At 44.5% G+C, this 21,120-nt stretch carries 23 protein-coding genes; 15 read left to right on the top strand and 8 right to left on the bottom strand.

The window, feature by feature from the left end; translation table 11 throughout:
• Nucleotides 1-13: 13 nt before the first annotated feature.
• On the bottom strand, nt 14-1,081 hold the full coding sequence (locus tag J6I44_RS18075; RefSeq protein WP_265767594.1) for a DUF3179 domain-containing protein: 1,068 nt from the start codon (nt 1,079-1,081) through the stop codon (nt 14-16).
• A gap of 174 nt (nt 1,082-1,255) precedes the next feature.
• Here J6I44_RS18075 and J6I44_RS18070 point away from each other — a divergent pair, with 174 nt between their 5' ends.
• From J6I44_RS18070 to J6I44_RS18030, 9 genes are all read left to right on the top strand, one after another.
• On the top strand, nt 1,256-1,852 hold the full coding sequence (locus J6I44_RS18070) for an RNA polymerase sigma factor (protein WP_265767593.1): 597 nt from the start codon (nt 1,256-1,258) through the stop codon (nt 1,850-1,852).
• A gap of 90 nt (nt 1,853-1,942) precedes the next feature.
• Nucleotides 1,943-2,146: an anti-sigma factor gene (locus J6I44_RS18065; protein WP_265767592.1), complete on the top strand. Its 204-nt coding sequence runs from the start codon at nt 1,943-1,945 to the stop codon at nt 2,144-2,146.
• An 80-nt stretch (nt 2,147-2,226) separates the two neighbouring features.
• The gene (locus J6I44_RS18060) at nt 2,227-3,333 is read left to right on the top strand and encodes a DUF3179 domain-containing protein (RefSeq protein ID WP_265767591.1); all 1,107 of its coding nucleotides are present in this window, start codon (nt 2,227-2,229) and stop codon (nt 3,331-3,333) included.
• An 84-nt stretch (nt 3,334-3,417) separates the two neighbouring features.
• Entirely contained in the window at nt 3,418-4,389 is a 972-nt protein-coding gene (locus J6I44_RS18055) for a hypothetical protein (RefSeq protein ID WP_265767590.1), read from the top strand.
• Nucleotides 4,390-4,520: 131 nt separating this feature from the next.
• Nucleotides 4,521-5,510: a DUF3179 domain-containing protein gene (locus J6I44_RS18050; RefSeq protein ID WP_265767589.1), complete on the top strand. Its 990-nt coding sequence runs from the start codon at nt 4,521-4,523 to the stop codon at nt 5,508-5,510.
• 66 nt (nt 5,511-5,576) lie between these two features.
• Entirely contained in the window at nt 5,577-5,912 is a 336-nt protein-coding gene (locus J6I44_RS18045; protein WP_265767558.1) for an arsenosugar biosynthesis-associated peroxidase-like protein, read from the top strand.
• 155 nt (nt 5,913-6,067) lie between these two features.
• Nucleotides 6,068-7,117, top strand: a complete 1,050-nt coding sequence (gene arsS, locus J6I44_RS18040) for an arsenosugar biosynthesis radical SAM (seleno)protein ArsS (RefSeq protein ID WP_434084240.1) — start codon at nt 6,068-6,070, stop codon at nt 7,115-7,117.
• An 89-nt stretch (nt 7,118-7,206) separates the two neighbouring features.
• Nucleotides 7,207-7,767, top strand: a complete 561-nt coding sequence (locus tag J6I44_RS18035; protein ID WP_265767587.1) for a peroxidase-related enzyme — start codon at nt 7,207-7,209, stop codon at nt 7,765-7,767.
• Between the two features lie 50 nt (nt 7,768-7,817).
• Nucleotides 7,818-8,570 carry a flavodoxin family protein gene (locus tag J6I44_RS18030; RefSeq protein WP_265767586.1) on the top strand — a complete coding sequence of 251 codons (753 nt, stop codon included), beginning with the start codon at nt 7,818-7,820 and terminating at the stop codon, nt 8,568-8,570.
• Nucleotides 8,571-8,597: 27 nt separating this feature from the next.
• Here J6I44_RS18030 and J6I44_RS18025 read toward each other — a convergent pair whose 3' ends face one another.
• The 3 genes from J6I44_RS18025 to J6I44_RS18015 all read right to left on the bottom strand — a co-directional run bounded on the left by J6I44_RS18025 (nt 8,598) and on the right by J6I44_RS18015 (nt 10,600).
• Nucleotides 8,598-9,365 (bottom strand): YiiX/YebB-like N1pC/P60 family cysteine hydrolase, encoded by a 768-nt coding sequence (locus J6I44_RS18025; RefSeq protein ID WP_265767585.1) that lies wholly within the window; start codon nt 9,363-9,365, stop codon nt 8,598-8,600.
• Nucleotides 9,366-9,513: 148 nt separating this feature from the next.
• Complete coding sequence (locus tag J6I44_RS18020; RefSeq protein ID WP_265767584.1) at nt 9,514-9,939, bottom strand: DoxX family protein; 426 nt, start codon at nt 9,937-9,939, stop codon at nt 9,514-9,516.
• A 157-nt stretch (nt 9,940-10,096) separates the two neighbouring features.
• Nucleotides 10,097-10,600, bottom strand: coding sequence for a thioredoxin family protein (locus tag J6I44_RS18015; protein WP_265767583.1), 504 nt, complete (start codon nt 10,598-10,600; stop codon nt 10,097-10,099).
• A gap of 252 nt (nt 10,601-10,852) precedes the next feature.
• Between J6I44_RS18015 and J6I44_RS18010 the strand changes: the two genes are divergently transcribed.
• The 4 genes from J6I44_RS18010 (at nt 10,853) to J6I44_RS17995 (ending at nt 13,120) form a co-directional block, all read left to right on the top strand.
• Complete coding sequence (locus J6I44_RS18010; protein WP_265767582.1) at nt 10,853-11,209, top strand: DsrE family protein; 357 nt, start codon at nt 10,853-10,855, stop codon at nt 11,207-11,209.
• A gap of 45 nt (nt 11,210-11,254) precedes the next feature.
• Nucleotides 11,255-12,229: a hypothetical protein gene (locus J6I44_RS18005; RefSeq protein WP_265767581.1), complete on the top strand. Its 975-nt coding sequence runs from the start codon at nt 11,255-11,257 to the stop codon at nt 12,227-12,229.
• Nucleotides 12,230-12,316: 87 nt separating this feature from the next.
• Complete coding sequence (locus J6I44_RS18000) at nt 12,317-12,784, top strand: cupredoxin domain-containing protein (RefSeq protein WP_265767580.1); 468 nt, start codon at nt 12,317-12,319, stop codon at nt 12,782-12,784.
• A 126-nt stretch (nt 12,785-12,910) separates the two neighbouring features.
• On the top strand, nt 12,911-13,120 hold the full coding sequence (locus J6I44_RS17995) for a cold-shock protein (RefSeq protein WP_073059899.1): 210 nt from the start codon (nt 12,911-12,913) through the stop codon (nt 13,118-13,120).
• 67 nt (nt 13,121-13,187) lie between these two features.
• Here the strand turns inward: J6I44_RS17995 and J6I44_RS17990 are convergent, their stop codons facing one another.
• The 4 genes from J6I44_RS17990 to J6I44_RS17975 form a co-directional block, all read right to left on the bottom strand.
• The gene (locus J6I44_RS17990) at nt 13,188-13,631 is read right to left on the bottom strand and encodes a SufE family protein (protein WP_265767579.1); all 444 of its coding nucleotides are present in this window, start codon (nt 13,629-13,631) and stop codon (nt 13,188-13,190) included.
• Between the two features lie 185 nt (nt 13,632-13,816).
• Nucleotides 13,817-14,101: a hypothetical protein gene (locus J6I44_RS17985; RefSeq protein ID WP_265767578.1), complete on the bottom strand. Its 285-nt coding sequence runs from the start codon at nt 14,099-14,101 to the stop codon at nt 13,817-13,819.
• 151 nt (nt 14,102-14,252) lie between these two features.
• On the bottom strand, nt 14,253-15,182 hold the full coding sequence (locus J6I44_RS17980) for a PAS domain-containing protein (protein WP_265767577.1): 930 nt from the start codon (nt 15,180-15,182) through the stop codon (nt 14,253-14,255).
• A gap of 203 nt (nt 15,183-15,385) precedes the next feature.
• Nucleotides 15,386-16,549 (bottom strand): acyl-CoA dehydrogenase, encoded by a 1,164-nt coding sequence (locus J6I44_RS17975; protein ID WP_265767576.1) that lies wholly within the window; start codon nt 16,547-16,549, stop codon nt 15,386-15,388.
• A gap of 164 nt (nt 16,550-16,713) precedes the next feature.
• Here J6I44_RS17975 and J6I44_RS17970 point away from each other — a divergent pair, with 164 nt between their 5' ends.
• Together J6I44_RS17970 and scpA are read left to right on the top strand one after the other, a co-directional pair.
• Nucleotides 16,714-18,714, top strand: a complete 2,001-nt coding sequence (locus J6I44_RS17970; RefSeq protein WP_265767575.1) for a methylmalonyl-CoA mutase family protein — start codon at nt 16,714-16,716, stop codon at nt 18,712-18,714.
• Between the two features lie 57 nt (nt 18,715-18,771).
• On the top strand, nt 18,772-20,916 hold the full coding sequence (gene scpA / locus J6I44_RS17965; protein WP_265767574.1) for a methylmalonyl-CoA mutase: 2,145 nt from the start codon (nt 18,772-18,774) through the stop codon (nt 20,914-20,916).
• Nucleotides 20,917-21,120 lie beyond the last annotated feature (204 nt).

The raw sequence follows: 21,120 nt of genomic DNA, 5'->3' as shown, positions 1-21,120 counted from the left end.
ATGTTTTTTAAGCTCATTCTTTACTCCCGTAAATCTCCGTATCCGGCCAGAATACCAGCCAGGCAAAGGCAAAATAGTCTCCCGCAGTAACTGGCTGTAAATGTTTGCCCTTCAGCTTTCCTGCAACCGCTTTACCCGTAACATTCCATGTGGAGCCGGTTTGCTTGTCTGTAATGGTCTTGGAGGAACGATATTCAAAGGTCAGCACCCGTTCTCCCACCTTGCGCCGAAACACCCCGGTCGAGCCATCTTCTCTGGAGTCGGAGATCTGGCGGGCATCCAGTGCCGAGCGGGCTCCCTCCAGATGGAAGACTACGATCGCTGTATCCTCTAACTCATCATTAATCACATGCTGTTTTTTCGTAACGGAGTAAGGGTAAGTTTTCGTCTTGTCTCCTATTTTAACGCCGACCACTTTCTCCATAGGGGGTAATCGGGCATCCTCACCACCGGAACTAAACAACGGAGTGTTATTGATATCATCATAGCCGGTATAGGGATTGGTTCCGTAACGCCGGGAATAGCCCGTTTGGCGCGAGAGCACCTCTCCGTCGGGATAAGAGGTACGAAATTGTTCGAATGAGATAATTTGGCTGGGCAATTGTTTTAACGTCGTTCCCACATAGTCTCCAACAATAGCCTTGCCCGTAAACTGCTGCCAAAGTGTTTCGGTCTTCCGGTCGAACATGACCAAATCAGAATGACGCAGGAATCCCGATACTCCGAATTCCAGCGTCTTTCCTTCTACCGTACGCTCAAACACGATGGCCGAGTAACAGAGCGGACAAAAAGTAACCAACACGGGCTTACCACCCATACGGTCACTTACAATTTCGTGCCAGATAAGTATCTGCAGCGGATAGGCGCGGGCCCTTCCGTTTACCTCAAGAGCAATAACAGGTTCCCGGCCCTTCAGCCACTCAGCTGCTTCCGGCTGAGAAACAAATTTCGGATTATCAATAGAAGGGATGCCATCTTTGGGCGGGCCACCGGCCTTCAACTCTCCCAAATTTATTATCTTTTTATCGGTATTCGTCTTCCACTCTTGCACATTCTTCTGGGCCGCGGCCCCTGATATCATACATCCACACAACAATACCGGTATAAAAATTAAATATTCTAACTTGAATGCATACATTTCTCTTCCTATCTATATAATCTATCTTCTAATAAATCTCTAACCATTTTCAACGTGCTTAACTGGTTTAAAAGACGTAGCGAAAAGGCTAAATCTTACAAAAGCAATAAAGATTGGGTGCAAGGATTATCTGATCCGGTTGATGAACAGGCTGTTACAAAACTTCGTCAAAATCTTGTCAAAGGCCTAAAACCGGCACTATACAAATACGTTGATTTTGAGCTGGATCAGTTTGTAGAAGATGTTGCCCAGGATGCCCTGCTGAAAATCCTGGATAATATTGACACCTTCCGCGGAGAAAGCAAGTTTATGACCTGGGCCATGAAAATTGCCGTACGAGAAGGTCTTACTGAATTGCGCCGTAAGAAATATGACGACTCATATATTGAAGATTTTAAATATCCCGGTAATGCCGGAAGAAATGAGTTAAGCTCTCTTACCTTTGCAACCGATGTACCCGCCCCCGATGAAGCAACCCATGAACAACTCGTCCTTAAAAAAGTCATCGATATCATCAACAATGAACTAACAGATAAACAGCGCCATGCTATAAGATCCCTAATGATTGAAGGACATTCGATTTCTGTCGTTGCTAAACAAATGAATACGAATCGTAACGCGCTTTACAAACTGGTTCATGATGCTCGCTTAAAAATTAAGAACCAACTTGAATTAGAGGGCATCGATCCAGAGCAATTATTTAATAATAAGTAAGATTGGACCACCTTTCGTTGTCAAAATAGAGAAATATAGTAATTTAAGCGTATGAAGATCACAAATAATTTTATAAAGAATTTTATTCGAATGGCATCCAATTCTCGTCCCGATGAGATTGGATGTGACGACTGTTTTGAACAGCTTCACAGATTCGCAGAGATGAAGCTGAAGGGAAAATCTCCCGAGGAAGCCATGCCGTTGGTTGAAGACCATCTTAAACGATGTGGAGATTGCAGAGAAGAATATGAGGCTTTGCTGGAGGCTTTAAAAGCCACCCAAAGATTTGCATAGATAACCGGGTAAGAAATGTAACCTATCTGTAGTCTAATAATTTAGCTGTTTAATTAACTTGATATTAGCCAGATAGAATTATGAAAGCCAGTAGATTCAATAATATTCTTTTTGCTCATGTCTCGATTCTTCTATTGTTTTCAGCCTGCACTTCTGCCATACAACGGAATCAGGCTACAAACAGTAATAACAATACAGAAGAAGACGCAGACTGGTTAATTCCTTCGGATCAAGTTTACGTAGGTACAGGTAGGGATGGTATTCCTTCTATAGATGATCCGAGTTTTGTAAAAACTTCTGAAGTAAACTTCCTTCGTGCTGATGATCTAGTTTTGGGCATCAAAATTGGCGATCAAGTCAAGGCCTATCCGCATCGCATCTTAGATTATCATGAAATTGTCAATGACAGGATTGGCGATATCCCAATAGCCATAAGTTATTGTCCCTTAACTGGGTCTGGCATAGCATGGAATAGGAAAATGGGAGGAGAAACAACCACATTTGGCGTTTCAGGCCTTATCCATAAGAATAATCTCATTGCTTACGATAGAACCACAAACAGCTACTGGAGTCAGATGATGCTTCAAAGCATTTATGGTGAGTTTAAGGGAACATATGTCCGGTCATATCAACTGATTGAAATGAAATGGTCTTCCTGGCAAGCTGCTTTTCCAAATTCGAAGGTACTATCGGGCATGGCAGGTTTTGAAAGCACTTATGAGGTTCCTGCCTATGGGAACTATGCAAACAATAATGAGAATATTTTATTCCCAATTGAAGATGAAGATGACCGAATGGAACGAAAAGATTATGGCCATGGGGTCTCATATAATTCATCCCTTCATGTCATTCCTATGGAAGGATTTTCTCAGCAGATCGATTTACTAACTATGTACATCAATGGTAAGGAAATAATAGTAGCTGGCAGCTTAAAGCATAAGCTAGCGGTTTCTTATTCACCTATACTTGAGGATGGAACCCGCCTGAACTTGCAGGCTGTCCACAATGAATTTCCAGTAATACTGCAAGATGAGGAAGGTACTAAATGGAACGTATTCGGAGAAGCTGTTAGCGGATCACGGGAAGGTCAAAAGTTGCCCCGGGTAAGCTCCTATAACGCCTACTGGTTTGCCTGGGCCGATTTTTTTGGTCGGGGGCCCAAAGTTCCCAAAATCATATACCCCTAGAGACAAATAAAGGTAAAACATGATTGATCAGTATTCTTTTTAATGCTAAGCAAGCCTTGCATATTTGTACGGCAGTTTCAGATCATGAAGACATCTATTAAGGAAATACTATTTTTCGGTTTACTTGCCCTGCTAATGGGTGCAATGGAAATACAAGCCCAAACCTGCAGTTGCGCCGGCGCTCCCCTGATTAGTTCTCAAAGTATAAGCTCCGCTGCCAAAGGCAATCTTTTGCTGGGTGTAACCTACCAATACAATGATATTTCCAATCTCTACAGTGGCAGCTCGCAATTAAATAATCTATCCACCGCACGGAATACGCAGTCCACACTATTGGAACTTAATTATGGTATAACAAGACGGTTAACTTTTTCCGGAACTGTTACCTATGTCCAAAAATTCAGGAGAACCGGCCTCCAAACCTCAGGTGCTGAGGAAACGTTAACAACTCGCGGTATTGGTGACGGGCTGTTTATGCTCAAGTACGTACTGCATCAAAATACCATCCGGAAACAATATCAGCTGGCCATAGGGGGCGGCGTCAAAGTACCCTTCGGCGCAAGTGATATTACTCAGGGTGGGTTGGCGCTAAATGCCGACATGCAACCGGGAACGGGGGCTTGGGACGGGATTGCATGGTCCTATTTTTCAAAGACGTTTGCACCGGCCACCACGATCAATCTTTTTTGGTACAATTCATTTAGGCTGACGGGTTCCGATAACCGGTTTGGGAGCAACGATATTTATCGCTTTGGTAATGAAGTTGTTTCGACTTTGGGTGTGACAAATAAAATTATTGGCGACCTTTCCTATATCATGATGGTACGTTATCGTTCAACAGCCTCCGACCAACGAAATGGTAATCCACTGCCCAATACGGGCGGTAAATGGATTAATTTTAAACCAGCCTTCAGCTACGGACTTACGGATCAGCTGTCATTGCGCTTTTCCGGCCAATTACCTGTTTATCAACATTTAAATGGAACGCAGCCTACTACGGCTTTTACCTTGTCGGCTTCCGTATTCTACAACTTCGGAAGCAAGACTATCTTCTAAATTAAAATGGTAACATCATGGAAACTGAGAGAACAATATCAAAATGTATTTTGGGGTTTCTTTTCCTTCCTCTACTTATAACTAGCTGTAGTGATGATAATATTACTACGACCAATGGCTCGAATAACAGTTTGGACTGGTTAATACCTCAGGAACAAGTCGTAAGTGGCGGGCCCGGCAAAGATGGTATTCCCTCTATTGACAACCCTAAATTCGCTCCTGCGTCAGAAATTAATTACATACCCAATGATCGGAGAGTCATTGGCATCAAAATTGGGAACAGTATCAAAGCGTATCCCCATCAGATACTGGATTGGCACGAAATAGTCAATGATCAGGTTGGAGATGAGGCGGTTGCCATTACCTTCTGCCCATTAACCGGCACGGCTATAGGATGGAATCGGGCAGTTGGTGGAACGGTCACAGAGTTTGGAGTCTCCGGGCTTCTATTTCGGAATAATCTTATTCCTTACGATCGTAATAGTGACAGTCGCTGGTCACAGATGCAACTGCGAAGTGTAGCAGGCGTTTTATCGGGAACAACTATCGAAACCATTGACCTCATTGAAACCAGCTGGGCAACCTGGAAACATATGTATCCCCAATCGGACGTATTGACCAGAGAAACAGGATTTAGCCGTAACTACGAAGGGTTTGCTTATGGGAAAAATTATTCAACCAGCAATTCCAATATTTTATTCCCGGTCCAAAACCCTGACAATAGGCTCCCCAACAAAGACCGGGTGCACGGGGTTCTTGCCCAGCCGCCCGCGGGGCATGGGACTATTGCTAAAGCATATCCTATCAACGGCTTTGGAGACCAAATTAGGGTTATAACTGATCAAGTCGGCCCACGGGAGATCATCGTTGTAGGAAGTGCGATCCATGATTTTGCTGCCTCTTTTAGAACTACGTTGGAAGATGGCACGCAATTTACCTTTGTGCCTGTCCAAAATAGTCTGCCTGTTGTAATGAAAGATCAAGAAGGCAATCGTTGGGATATATTCGGCTATGCTGTGGAAGGACCTCGGCAAGGGGAGCGCCTTACCCCCACCCTTTCGTATACCGGCTATTGGTTTGGATGGGGCGACTTTTTCCCCGATTTGGAAATTTATCAATAGAATTAATATTCCAATAGTAGAAATGAAAGAACCTACATTATAAAATCTAATATAATTCACTATAAAATGAGAGAAACCTATTACAAGCCCGAAGATCTTAAAAAGTTTGAAGATGTCGGCGAGTTTGGTCCTGAACTGGCGGAAAAGTTTTTTGACTATTATGGAGCCGTATTTGAGGAAGGGGCCCTAAGTGCCCGCGAAAAAGCACTGATTGCCCTGGCGGTATCGCATACGGTGCAGTGCCCCTATTGTATTGATGCTTATACAACCGATAGCCTCGAAAAGGGCGCCAGTGAAGAACAGATGATGGAGGCGGTGCATGTAGCCTCTGCTATACGCGGGGGATCTTCACTGGTACACGGGGTGCAGATGATGAATAAAACCAAAGATTTAAGCATGTAATGCAGGATGAAGGATATGGGGAGTAAGTATTCAGAACTCAGAATCCAGAATTCATCGAGTGCTGATAGCTGGACAGGACCACAGATCCCATTATCCGCCACTTATTACTCAAAACTCACTGCTCATTACTCAAAACTCACAACTCCCAAACCATGATCAAATCCCTGAAGACACAGCACCATAAACTTTCAGACCCGGCCTATCAGCTTCACGTGCTGAATGACCATTCTGAGTCGTTGCGTAATCAGCCTAAATTTCGTGAGAAACTGGAAGAGATCAACCTTTATCCATTAAAGCCTACGGGGATTGAAATTTTCCAGATGAATGTGGGCTACATGTGCAATATGACGTGCAAGCATTGCCATGTTGATGCGGGACCGGATCGCACAGAGGTTATGAGCAAAGAGACGTTCAAGCAATGCCTGGAAGCACTACGAAACTCTAAGGCAGAAACGGTAGATCTAACGGGCGGAGCCCCGGAGATGAATCCGCATTTTCGGTGGTTTGTGGAAAAAGTCTCTGCGTTGGGGAAACATATCATTGTCCGCTCCAACCTGACGATTCTGACGACCGCCCCCAAATACCAGGCGATGCCCAAATTTTTTGCTGAGCACGGGGTAGAAGTGACCTGTTCGCTGCCCTTTTATAATAAATCCAGAACCGACCGACAACGGGGAGAAGGGACCTACGATCGGTCGGTGGAGGCGTTGAAAAAACTAAATGCCATCGGCTACGGAAAGGAAGGAAGCGACCTGGAGCTGAACCTGGTGTATAATCCGGCAGGTGCTTTTTTACCCGGAGGACAGGAATCCCTCGAAAAGGATTTCAAACGTCAGCTTAAGCGTAAGCACGGAATAACGTTTAACAACCTGTTTACGATCACGAATCTCCCGATCAGTCGATATCTTAACTTTTTGCTGGAGTCCGGCAACCTGGAGGAATATATGGATCGGCTGATTACTTCTTTCAATCCAGCTGCAGCTCAAGGAGTGATGTGCCGAAATACGATTTCTGTGGGGTGGGACGGCACCTTATATGACTGTGACTTTAATCAGATGCTGGAGATGCCCGTAGAAGAGCAAGCCCCCCGGCATATCAGCGAATGGAATGAGTTGAAGCTCAATAATCGTGAGATTAAAATAAATCAGCACTGCTTTGGATGTACGGCGGGTGCGGGGAGTAGCTGTGGCGGGGCAACTACATGAGCGGATTAAGATAAACATTGCTTATACCCCTCCTAATCAACAACAGAATTGAAGAAGTTCTATAGCCTTATTACCTATATAAATCTGTCATGGCCTATATCAACATCATTGAGCCTGAAGAAGCAACTGGCTCCTTAAAAAAGATTTACGAAGAACTTGAAAAAAAGCGGCGCAAGCTGGCCCGGATCCATAAAGTGCAGAGCTTGCACCCCGAAACAATTGTTGCCCATATGGAGCTGTATTTGTCCATCATGTTCAGCAGATCGCCGTTAAGTCGGGCCCAGCGCGAAATGATGGCGGTTGTGGTTTCGGCAACCAACGAGTGTGAATATTGTCAGCGGCACCACGGAGAAGCGTTGAATCATTACTGGAAAGAAGGGGGGAGAGTTCGACAATTGCGTACGGATTATAACCAGGCAGACCTTGACAAAACAGATTCCCTCCTCTGCCAATTGGCTCAAAAACTAACATTAAATCCGGATGAAATAGATAAAGAACAGGATATCAAACCGCTCAAGAATACAGGTCTTTCGGATCGGGCTATACTGGATGCCGTTTTGGTCATCAGCTATTTTAATTTTGTTAACCGTATGGTACAGGGATTAGGCGTAGAAACAGATGAACAAGAGGTACAAGGATATAAATACTGAATGGAAATACGCTTACAACAGAGGAACCACAAATAACAAATCCACTCAATATGCTCACTAACAAGCAGGAAACACTTTGCAACGAAAGCACATGGGATTTTTCCGGTCTGACGGCTTTGTTCCTAAATTGTACGCTCAAGCCCAGTCCCCAAAAATCTCATACCGAAACCCTGATCAATGTATCGAAATCGATCCTGGAAAAAAATGATGTTTCCACCGAAATGTTGCGTCCGGTGGACTATGATATCGCCCCCGGTGTCTATCCGGATATGACCGAACACGGTTTTGAAAACGACGACTGGCCGATAATCCAGGAAAAAGTGATGTATGCCAATATCCTGATTATTGGTTCCCCGATCTGGCTGGGCGAAAAATCTTCGGTTTGCAGCAAAGTTATTGAACGCCTTTATGGCTATTCCGGCAACCTGAATGATAAAGGGCAGTATGCCTATTATGGCCGGGTGGGCGGCTGTGTTATTACGGGCAACGAAGATGGCATCAAACACTGCTCAATGAGCATTTTATATGGACTGCAGCACCTCGGATTTGTGATTCCACCCCAGGCCGATGCAGGCTGGATTGGCGAAGCCGGCCCGGGTCCCAGTTATGGTGATGAGAGCAAGGACGGACCGGTCGGTTTCGATAATGAGTTCACCCAGCGAAATATCACCTTTATGACATGGAACCTGATGCATATGGCCCTGATGATGGACCAGGCCGGCGGTATGCCTGCCCACGGGAATCAGCGTTCTGAATGGGAAGCAGGCTGCCGGTTTGACCATCCGAATCCTGAGCATCGGTAGCAGGCAATAACAGGTCATGCCCCTCTTCTATTCTCGTTGCTCTGCCCAACTTAAACTGTGAGGGTCGAATCCTGCTTCAATCGTCGGCTTAATGATTTGAAAATATGGAGATACATCGAAATCACGAGGCGCAAACAAACTATGGTGACGAATGTGTAATATCTCTTTATGATATTCGACGACGGCCTTACTACTTGACTCATCAATCTCTATGGATGGCAATATAGGATAGTTTACTAGTTGGAATGCCTGGGCAATGAGGGAAGTACATATTGCTTTCGTAGGATCTCCACTTCCCAAAGCTAACAAGCGACGCCTGTGCTTGGGCCCAACCGGTGGCGTTTGAATTAAATAGCGGGCCAGGTCAAATATATTTTTCAAATCATATGTATACCCAACCTTGTCAACCATGAAATTGATAACCTGATCAATCTCGGCCGATGACAAGCCAACAGGACGACAAATACGTACATGTTTATGACAATAATGATCGAGAGATACCGTCCGCACCCCCTCCTTTACATCAGCCTCTATAAGCAAGGATTCGGTATTATCAGTTTCCATAATATCCGATGCCCTTCCAATAAATAGTGCAGCATGAGACCAAGTGGATTGTGTAATATATTTAATGGCCATACTGATTTTGCTATTGCCATCTATCAATAAAATATCTCCAGGCCTGATTGCTGCCTTAAGAGCTTCCCTGGAACAGGTTGTAACATGTTCCACATCCTTATCCGTCTCGGAAAGATAACGGGCCAGTTTATATCCAATCCTATGTAACAGGCTATCCATATTTATCCTCCACCCTGGATTTATACGTACCTATTGATGCCTTGCTGGAACACTTTCTTACGATGGGTATTAAGTAATAAATTTACAAATTAAAAAGGGGGCAACATAGCCCCCTTCTGTTCTCATTCTGTATAAAAAATACAGGCCATTATCCTTCTACCTCTCCACTAACTCCCGTATTCAGGGCATTTCCCTTAAACACGAATAATAATGAGACGGCCAAAATAAGGACCTGGAATTCCATGCCACGCCCCTCATTACCCGTTCCCATATTGATGGAGTTCCATCCGTGCTGCCAGTGAACCATAAAGATAGCCCCGACCATCACAATCGAAAACAGAATTCCTCCTGCCCGCGTGGCCCAATCCGGACCAAAACCTCCCCATAAGATAAATAGCGATCCGACAATTTCGACAAGTCCCAGCATAAAAACCATTGCGGCTGGCATACCCATCATCTGGGATACGGCTCCCGTCATGACAACTTTTGGAAAAGCATGGTAAAGAAAGATAGCTGCCAAAGAAAGTCGTGGCAACCAATGTGCTATTCCCGAAAATTCATTTAATCGATTCATAGGTCTCCTTGTTTAATTTTAATATTTAAATAAACCCTACCTTAGATAGATTACACAGCTCGGGAAATTCTTACGCCCCATACAACAATTTATGCAAATTACTGAAATTTGTATCGGTAAATGCTTATTCCTTTACCTTTATTCTGACCAATATCTCCTATTGATTATTATCCAGATACTGCTCAAACTCCATTTCGTGATGGGCATCGGTGCCAACGTAGATCATTAGGGATTTATATACATCCCGGGGTATAAAGCCAGGCTGTGCCCCAATAACCGAACCTTCCTTATCAATAAACAGAAACGTTGGAGTGCCCGTGACCCTCATCTGCCGGCCGAACTGCTCTTGGGTCATCTCCTCTCCGTTAAAGCGCAGCAATTCGTCAGATTCTATATCTATTTTTACCGGATAGTAATAAGCTGACATCGTCTGCCGGATATCCTTATTGGGGAAAATTTCCCTTTTTACCTTTTTACAGATCGTACACCAGCTCGCCTCTGCAAAGACCAGCACCTTTTTGTCGTTCGCCCTTGCTAATTTTTGTGCTTCTTCCATCTCGTACCAGTCTATATCTATATCTGAATTCTGAGCAGAAGTCGTCATCGTAATACCCAGGAGAGTAACCAGAGCAACAACTATGATTCTGTTTGTATATGCCATCTTTTTGCCTGTATGGTTAAAATCGTGTTGGCCAATCCTGTTCCTCAATTTAGCGTTCTTCTCTTTTGAGACTATCTCAGTCGGGAGTTTCTTACCTGTTTTGCCCTTTCTTAATCTTTGAGGACCGCATAATAAAAGAGAGCCAGAACCAATCACGTATCTCAGAGCTCGTCTTATCTTTTAGGTAAGAAACCTTGTCGTTGTGTGGTCATACTAGAGTAAAGAGGAACCTCTACTAAACTTTTCTCAACTATGAATAAAGTAGCAGTTATTGTATTAGCGGATACTGAAAGCCACGAGTCTCTGGGACGAGTTGTTAATGCCCTGGAGCTTGCCAAAGAACTAACCGAGCATAATGACGAGGTTAAGATTATTTTTGATGGTGCAGGAACAAAATGGATTCCCAAGCTGGAAGATAGCGAGCATGATGCCCACCCACTATATAATGCAGTAAAAGAGAATATTCATGGCGCATGCCGGTTCTGCTCAAAAGCTTTTGGAGTTTTCAAGGAGGTAAAAAGCTCCGGAGTAACGCTGCTGGATGAATATGAACAGCATCCAAGTCTTAGAAATTATATCACCAATGGATATCAGATTGTAACATTTTAGTAAAAATGAAAAATATAGAACAAACTCAAAACGGAGGATACAGTTATGAATAAAATCAAGAACACATTCATTCCAGGTATAATGACATCTCTCCTTATTATACTGGGAATTATAGGCTGGGCGCAGCCGGCCCAGGCACAAGGAAATCCTGATGAAGCACAAAAAATGAAAATGCTTCAAGAGATGGCCCCCTACAAAGGATATCTGAAAGCTCATATGAATATTCCGCCCCAGGAATTACTTGGAGGGCCACTAGAGGTAGAAATAACGCAGAAAAGTGGGGGTGTTTTCGTTATTCTTCCTTCGAAGAGAAAACTCGATCCTTATGTTTTTGGCACTCCCCAGGTACCTCGGGCATTGGCAGGCACTCCCGGTATCAACGGGCTCCCTCCCGGAGTACGGGGCATAAACAACGGTCAGTACACGGAGATGGAAAAACCGTCTCCCTTTGGCGATAAAAATATTGTTATGGGCAATGGCAAACTAGATATCAAAGCCGTGGACGCTACCGCAACGGATGCTGGGAAAACCAATGATGAGATAAAGTTCATGGCCAGCTGGCAGGATAAACAGGGTAATACGTATGAGGTCCGCTGTTGTGGTATGCTGGCTGCTCACGGAGTGGAGTATCCAACTTTTGGAGGGGTCGTGACTAATACTGTGATGCATGGCTCCAGCCGCATTGGCACAGCTCTCATGCCCACGATGTACACCTATTTTGCCTTCTGGGGCATGGGCGAAATTCGTAAGAATGGCGATGTGCTCGACAAACCCCGACTGGTCCACGGTATGCTTACCGAATATGTACGGAAAAAAGACTATGAATTGGCCTTTGACGATGAGGTCACCCCTACCCGTAAACACTTTCATCTTATGGTACCACCTATGAGGCCGGAAATGAAAGAGCAGAAGTTTGTCCATGAGGATGTTAAAACAGGTTTTAAACTGCCTAATGGTATGGAGTTACCTTTCTGGCACGTTATGTTCGAGAATCTGGAAATCGATGCTGACCGAAGGTAATCATTAGCCCTAATCTCTCCCGCCAGTATCTCCATCTTTAGGCGGGAGAGAATTAAATTTTCTGTTAAATTTAAAGTTTCATCGGAAATGCAGAAATATAATCCCTATATAATTTCCCTGCTTTTCGTTCTTTCATTTCTATTACTGGCATTCACTCTTCATTATCATGCAGGATCTGCCATCAACACCCAGCAAATAGATAGTACCGAAATTGCAGCAACCGTAGAAATGACAAACACCATGAAGTTTAATCCAGATACTGTCATTATCAAAAACGGGCAAACCGTGCAGTGGAAGAATTCCTCATTGCTGGCACATTCAGTTACCGGTGATCCTTCGCAGGCCACCATTAAGGGAAGTGCCACATTGCCAAAGGGCGCCGATTCATTTGACTCCGGTATGATGGATCCCGACCAAACCTATCAGCATACCTTTAGCCTACCGGGAACTTATCAATATTTTTGTATTCCACATGAAGGGGCTAAAATGTATGGGTGGATAATTGTGGAAGAATTGTCAAAAAATAACCACACTTCAAAAATCATAATTAAATAATACTCAAAGTAGGTAATCCAAAAAAAATATACTATACTTAGGTGTTCAAGCGCTTTATACTGCATTAGCAGGGCGTTTTTGAACATTAAAGTAGCACAAGAAGTAAAATATTTTGGAGAATTAACAATGGCAGAACGCGAAGTAGGTACGGTAAAATGGTTCCATAATGGCAAAGGTTATGGATTCATCACACGAGAAGAAGGCGAAGACATTTTCGTTCACTACAGTGAAATTGAGATGGAAGGCTATAAAAAATTAGAAGAAGGCCAAGAAGTCGAATTTACTGTTGCTGAGGGAGAGAAAGGACTTCAGGCCCAAGAGGTGATACCTGTTTAATGGGCTGTAGAAATACAGAATAAAAGCACCATTTTTACATCAATGGTGCTTTTTTAATAGCCATATTTTAGCTGTCGGCCGCTTGTTCAGCCATTTTGGATTGATACGCCATTGCATAGATCTTCATCTGCTTAACCATGGAAGCCAATCCATTGGATCTCGTCGGCGACAGATGTTCTTGCATCCCTATTTTTTTAATAAAGGTAGGACTTGTTGCAATAATATCCTTTGGCGTTTGGTCTGAATAAAACCGGACCATTAGTGCAACCAACCCTTTCGTAATTGCTGCATCGCTGTCGGCCTCAAAAATAACTTTCCCATCTTCAAGGCGGGTATGTAGCCATACCTGCGACTGGCATCCGCGTACCAGGTTTTCATCCACCTTATATTGTTCATCCAGTGGATCAAGGTTACGGCCCTGTTTTATGATATGCTTATATCGCTCAGTCCAGTCGCTTAATGATTCAAACTCCTTTATAATCTGTTGCTGTGTGTCCAAAATATCGGGCATAAAAGTAAAATGCTAAAATATCATTGCTGTGTACACTGGAAAATAAGAATAATTACAAAGAATTTAAGGACTGCTTACCCTCATCCATAAACTATGGAAGGGATATACCTGTCAAATTCGACATTTAAAAAGCCGAACTGAAGATATATCCCACGATACTATTAATAATAAAACGCGGTTACGTCTTACTTCGCCATTGCTTTGCGAACAACGCCAATAATGGCCATCAAGACACCGCCTCCTACGCCTCCACCGGCTATATCAGCTATGATGCTGCCGATGTCCATGTCTCCTCCACTGGCAGCGATACCGAGGGCCCCTAAAATTTGACCGCCAAGTCCGCCTCCTAGAATACCTACGATGGAATTGCCGAGTGTCCCCAATGATGATTCTTTCATCACTGATCCCGCGATGTTACCTCCTACCGCTCCGCTAACTAATTGAATAATTAAAGGTAAAATACTTCCCATAATAATCCTCTTTCATTATGTTTTCTATGATTTGAATACAGAATCCCTAATCTGTATTAGGTTATTTTCTATATCCCTAATTTAAAGGCAAAATAGAAGCTTTAGGTAGAAACACAAATTAAAGAACAATAAACTTAACCCTCCCTTACTGTTAGCTCGTCTCTATGTCGAGCTTCTGGCCCAACTCGTTCTTACATTTCTGCAACGAATCTACAATCTTTTTCTGCAGGGAGATATTCTGGATTTCGGCCCGCACAACCTTTTTATCCCGTAAATTAAGCAATTGAGTTTTGCCCTTTATCTGAATAGGGACACCGGATTTATGCTTTATCACCCCCTTAAGATCCAGCCCGGTAAGGGTTTGCTCTGAAACAGGCTGCTCAAATCGGTTTTTCAATGATTGTGCATACTTTTCAGGAAACAGGGCCCAAACTTTTTTCTGCCGCAGCTCCTCTTTTTTATATCCGGTGAGTGCACAAAAGGCTTGGTTCGCTGAAATTATAACTCCCTCCAGATTAACGTCAATAGTCGTACAGTGTACTTCTTCACGCAGATCATCAAACTCAATCTTGGTATCTATCAGCTGTTTCTCAACACGCTTGCGTTCAGAAATATCGTGCTGGTAGGATACCCAATGCGTGGGATTTCCTTCCTTATCCGTAATGGGATGTATATCCCACTGGTTAACAAACTCGCTGCCATCTTTACGGTAATTAATAGTCTGCCCAAAAAAACATTGTCCATTTTTTAGACGGCTCTTTAGCTTTTCCAACACCTTGGGATCGGTTTTAGGTCCCTGTAAAATACGAGGAGTCTTGCCAATAACCTCTTCCTTGGAATATCCGGTCATCTCGCAAAATCCGTCATTTACATATACAATTTTAGGACCGGGCTTCTCCAGGCTTAGCTCGGTAATTAGGATAGAATCATAATCATTACTTATAGCTGACTCCAGTAATGACAGGCATGTGGCCTTCTGATCTTTTTCATCAACAATCTCGCCGATAATTTCTTTGAGTTCTTTGAAACAGTCCTCATCTTTACAAAGATCTTTGAGATTATCTACGTTATCCAATGACATAGCTTAAAATGGTGTAATTTGTATTTTTGGGACTTTACTGAACTTGTGAGAAGGCAATGCCCTCTAATCACTCACTTTCAACACAATAGGAAAAGCAAATCATTCCCTAAAATAAGTTTTTTTTCGAATCGCTCCCAAATTATCTGCCTAATCAGCTTGAATACCTATTTTATAAGTGTTTAAACTTCAAACCAATCCCTTCCTTATTTTAATAACAATTTAGCAATTGTATTCAGCTGCATATTGGAAGTTCCTTCATAAATTTTTCCAATTTTGGCATCTCGGTAATACTTCTCTACAGGATATTCTTTTACATAGCCATAACCGCCAAATAGGTCTACAGCTGTTGAACTGACACGCTCAGCAACTTCGGAAGCATGATATTTAGCCATTGCGGCTTCTTTGAGAAACGTCTCTCCGTTTTCTTTAAGGCGTGCTGCATTATAAACCAGCAGACGGGCGGTTTCGATATCGGTTGCCATCTTTGCCAGCTGAAACTGCACCCCCTGAAAATCTGATATGGGCTGGTCGAACTGCTCTCGCTCCTGTGTATAATCCAGTGCTGCATCCAGAGATCCCTGGGCAACGCCCACCATCTGTGCCCCGATGCCAATCCGTCCTTCATTGAGTGTCTCTATCGCTACCTTGTATCCTTTACCCACTTCGCCCAACACATTTTCTTTAGGCACACGACAGTCTTCTAGCAGAATCTCGCAGGTAGAGCTAGCCCGGATACCCAGTTTATTTTCCTTTTTGGATACGGAGAAGCCCTCAAAGTCACGTTCTACGATAAAAGCAGTGATCCCTTTATATCCCGCTTCCGGGTTAACATTAGCAAAAACAAGAAAAATATCGGCTTCATGGGCATTGGTAATCCACATTTTGGAACCGTTCAGAATATAGTCCTCTCCATCCTCTTTGGCTTTGGTCTTCAGAGAAAAGGCATCGCTTCCGGCCCCCGGCTCCGACAGACAGTACGCTCCCACCTTTTCCGTAGCCAGCTGTGGCAAATAACGTTCCTTAACATCATCACTGGCCCAATTCAAAAAGGCATTATTAACCAGTGTATTTTGTACATCCATAAAAACACCCGTAGAGGCATCCACCCTTGAGATCTGCTCAATAGCTACAATAGACATAAAAAAGGATCCCCCGCCCCCGCTGTATGTTTCGGGAATCTCAATGCCCATTAATCCCATGTCAAAAAACTGCTGAATCAGATCTTTGTCCAATTTTGCTGCTTCATCCATTTCCTGAACCTTTGGCTTAATATAGGTTTCAGCAAAATCTCTTGCAGCATCGCGGAGCATCTTTTCATCTTCGGTAAGTTGGGTTAAAGCGGGTACTGTTGCAGTAGCTTGTGCCATAAGATCAGTCTTTTCATGGTTAGAAGTACAATTAGGTAAAGAAATATAGGCATTACAGATAAAATATCCGGATTCGATTTACCCTTCCATCGCTCTTCAGCCATTAGTAAAGTTATGGTAAGCTCTTTATCTTGGAATATTCCAAAACAACCAGGATTGTGATTATGAGTAATTCTACCACCTTCTTTGATGCCTTTCCACCGGTCGCTACGGATGAATGGGAAGCCCGGATAACAAAAGATTTAGATGGGGCTGATTATAAAAAAAAGCTTCGCTGGGATACAGGAGAGGGCCTCTCTGTCCTTCCCTTTTACCGTCAGGAAGATTTGCAAGAGCTGGAGACTGCAACGCCGATCATAAATACCGTACATCATCCGTGGGAAGCACGCGCACACATTACGGGTCTTACAGCTGCAGATGCCAATACCGCTGTCCGGGAAGCCTTACAAAGTGGTGCCGACGCGGTACAGCTTTCTGTGAAAGCAAGCTGTTATTCAACAAAAGAAATCCGTATCACAGGACTGCCTATCCAAAACCAGGCTGATTTTTCAACCCTAACAACAGGCATATCACTTGAACAAACACCCCTGCACATTGACGCAGGCATATTGAGTCCCGGCCTCTTGGCCATGTTATGGCAAGAGGTCAGGCAGCAATCACTATCAGCGGACGATATTACGGGAACAATCTGCTATGATCCTATTGCAAACCTGTTGCAAAGTAAACAAGCCTTGAAATCAGATGAGCTATCAAAAAGCATTACTGAAATAGCTTCTTTTACCCAGCAACATCTGTCTAATATTCGCCCTCTTGGTGTTGATGCTCGGCTGTATCATCATAGTGGTGCTACCATCGTTCAGGAGTTGGCCTTTGCACTGGCTTCTGCAACAGGATATCTGGCAGCCTTAACAGAACACGGCTTGTCAGTAGAAGAAGCAGCCGATATGTTGCACTTTAATGTTGCCATTGGCTCTAAATATTTTCTGGAGATATCCAAAATTCGCGCTTTGCGACTCCTCTGGGATAATTTGTTGGAGGCTTTTCATGGAAATGCTGAACAAACACCTGCTTACATCCATGCGGCAACTTCTCTGTATAACAAAACGGTGTATGATCCCTATACCAATATGCTCCGAACTTCTACGGAGGGCATGTCAGCGGTAATCGGAGGCTGTGATGCGCTGACTATTCTTCCTTTTGACGAACTCTTCCAGCAGCCTGATAATTTTTCCTTGCGCATGGCCCGTAACTCACAGACCATCATGCGCGAAGAGGCTTACCTACACAAGGTCCAGGATCCATCAGCCGGATCATACTATATTGAACAAATAACCCATGGCTTAGCTCGTGAAGCCTGGCAGTTGTTCCAGGATATAGAAGAACAGGGCGGCATGCGTGAGGCTATTGAAAAAGGTTTTGTGCAGTCCGCCATCGAACAGTCTAGGCAGCAACGAGATCAGGATATTGCCACACGCCATCGCGTTTTTGTGGGCACCAATCAGTATCCAAATACCAAACGGCCTCCCAAAAAGGGTAAGGCTGCTGCCCAAAAGCGGATTGCCTTGAATACTACCGGTCGTGAATTTAACATTACAGATCCATTTTCTATCACTGAATTAAGTGATTGTTTTGCTAATGGAGCTACCTTGGGAGATGTAATTCCTCAGTATATCTCTGCCTCCAAAACAGATATACAGCTGCTGAAACCATACCGCGGACCTCAGGCATTTGAAACACTCAGGCGGGCAACGGAGCAACATGATACTACGCCAACCGTGCTGAACCTTCCCATCGGAGATCCACAAATCCGTAAAGCACGATCCAGTTTCAGCAATAATCTATTCGGATGCATTGGCTACCACATTGAAGATCCCATTGGATTTGAAGATACAACGGAAGCGATTCGGGCTATAGAACGAGAACAACCAGAAGTTGCGGTCCTCTGTAGCTCCGACAAAGCATACAAGCAGCTGGTTCCGGAGTTGTGCCACAAACTCAACCAAGCAAGCCATCGCCCCCTCTTGGTATTGGCAGGATATCCAAAGGAACAAGTAGACTCCTACAAGCAGGCTGGGATCGACCTATTTGTCTACTCCGGGTGCAACGTTCTGGAAATATTGAAAGAGGTACAACAGAAACTTAACATAATTAAAAATGGTCAATGAAAAATTATGAGCAGACCCAACATTTTTAATTTTTCACTCTCAATTTTTCATTGAAATATGAGACCGAATTTTTCTGAAATAGATTTTGATCCGCCCACTACTTCCGAAAACAGTAGCAAGAACGGCGAACCTTGGCAAACGCCAGAGCAAATTCCGGTGCAGCCTCGTTTTGATGCCTCGGATATTGAAGAGCTCGGCCATCTTGACTATGCTGCCGGTATTCCTCCCTTCCTTCGCGGACCGTATGCTACCATGTATGCCCTGCGTCCGTGGACGATTCGACAGTATGCGGGCTTTTCGACGGCGGAGGAATCCAACGCTTTTTATCGAAGAAACCTGGCACAGGGACAAAAAGGGCTTTCCGTTGCCTTTGACCTGGCCACACACCGTGGCTACGACTCTGACCATCCACGCGTGACCGGTGATGTGGGTAAAGCGGGCGTAGCTATCGACTCTATACTGGATATGAAAGTACTATTCGACCAGATTCCGCTGGACCAAATGTCGGTGTCAATGACCATGAACGGCGCCGTCATTCCTATTATGGCGTTTTATATTGTTACGGCGGAAGAACAGGGCGTCTCTAAAAAGCAGCTGAGCGGCACCATCCAGAACGATATCCTCAAAGAATTTATGGTGCGCAACACCTATATCTATCCGCCCAAACCGTCCATGCGCATTATCGGAGATATTTTCGAGTATACCTCCGAGCATATGCCCAAGTTTAACTCCATCAGCGTGAGCGGTTATCACATGCAGGAGGCGGGTGCTACCTGCGACCTGGAGCTGGCCTACACCCTGGCCGATGGACTCGAATACCTGCGTACCGGCATTGAGGCGGGATTGGACGTGGACGATTTTGCCCCGCGCATCTCTTTTTTCTGGGGCATTGGGATGAATCACTTTATGGAAATTGCCAAAATGCGCGCCGGACGATTGCTCTGGGCCAAGCTGGTCAAGCAGTTTAATCCACAGAACCCTAAATCCATGTCGCTGCGTACTCACTGCCAAACCTCTGGCTGGAGTCTTACCAAACAGGATCCCTATAACAATGTTAGCCGTACGACTATCGAGGCGATGGCTGCTGCACTGGGCCACACTCAATCGCTGCATACCAATGCGCTGGATGAAGCCATTGCCTTGCCCACCGATGCTACGGCCCGCATCGCACGCAATACACAAATCTACCTGCAGGAAGAAACCGGCATTACCCACGCCGTGGATCCCTGGGCCGGCTCCTATTATGTAGAGTACCTGACCGATCGCATTGCTCGACGTGCCTGGGAGCTTATCCAGGAGGTTGAAGAGTTGGGCGGCATGGCCAAAGCGATTGAAACAGGCCTGCCCAAGATGCGCATTGAAGAAGCCGCAGCCAAAAAACAGGCACGCATCGATTCAGGCAAAGATACCATTGTAGGCGTTAATAAATATCAGCTTGACAAAGAAGAGCCGATTGACATTCTTGAAGTAGACAATGAGAAAGTTCGAAAAACGCAGATTGAACGACTGCAACAACTGCGTAATGAACGTAATGAGCAGGAAGTCCGGACTGCCCTTCAACGCATTAGCAAGGTAGCCGAATCCGGCGATGGCAACCTGCTGGAGGCGGCTGTGGAGGCCACCCGAAAACGAGCATCGTTGGGTGAAATTTCCGACGCCATGGAACAAGTTTTTGGACGATATAAAGCAACCGTAAGATCAATATCCGGCGTGTATTCTTCAGAAATAGATGACGATCAAAATTTTAAGAAAGCCCAGAAATTGGCCGATCGATTTGCGGAACTGGAAGGACGGCGCCCCCGGATCATGGTCGCTAAAATGGGTCAGGATGGTCATGATCGCGGGGCCAAAGTCATCTCCACCAGCTTTGCTGATCTTGGCTTTGATGTGGACATCGGCCCGCTGTTCCAGACGCCGGAAGAAGCCGCTCGCCAGGCCGTTGAAAATGATGTGCATATCCTGGGGGTCTCCAGTCTGGCCGGGAGTCATAAAACACTCGTCCCTAAAGTCATTGAAGAGCTTGAAAAGCTCGGGCGACCGGATATCATGGTCATTGTAGGCGGCGTAGTTCCACAACAGGATTATGAATTTCTTTATCAAAAAGGTGTGCTGGGCATCTTTGGTCCCGGTACCGTTATTTCGCTGGCTGCCCAGCAAATCCTGGAAATTTTGATAGATGCCAGAACGAATTCAAACAACTAACACCTCCGCCCAAACTCTGCAAAACCACAGAATTTAGGCACCCTCCTCAAGGAGGGATAGTTTCTTAATCTTCCCTTGAGGGAATGCTATGACTTTATCAAGTCTTAGGCCACTTTTTTCTCCCGGTCAAACCGGGAGGTATGATCCGGGTCATAAAATTCCCCACTGTTCCAGATGGCACAACTAATGGTGATAAGTTTGTTC

This window comes from Fodinibius salsisoli (genome assembly GCF_026229185.1).
Lineage (GTDB): Bacteria > Bacteroidota > Rhodothermia > Balneolales > Balneolaceae > Fodinibius > Fodinibius salsisoli.
The sequence above is the reverse complement of the archived record's forward strand: the minus strand, read 5'-3'. Positions and strand labels throughout refer to the sequence as shown.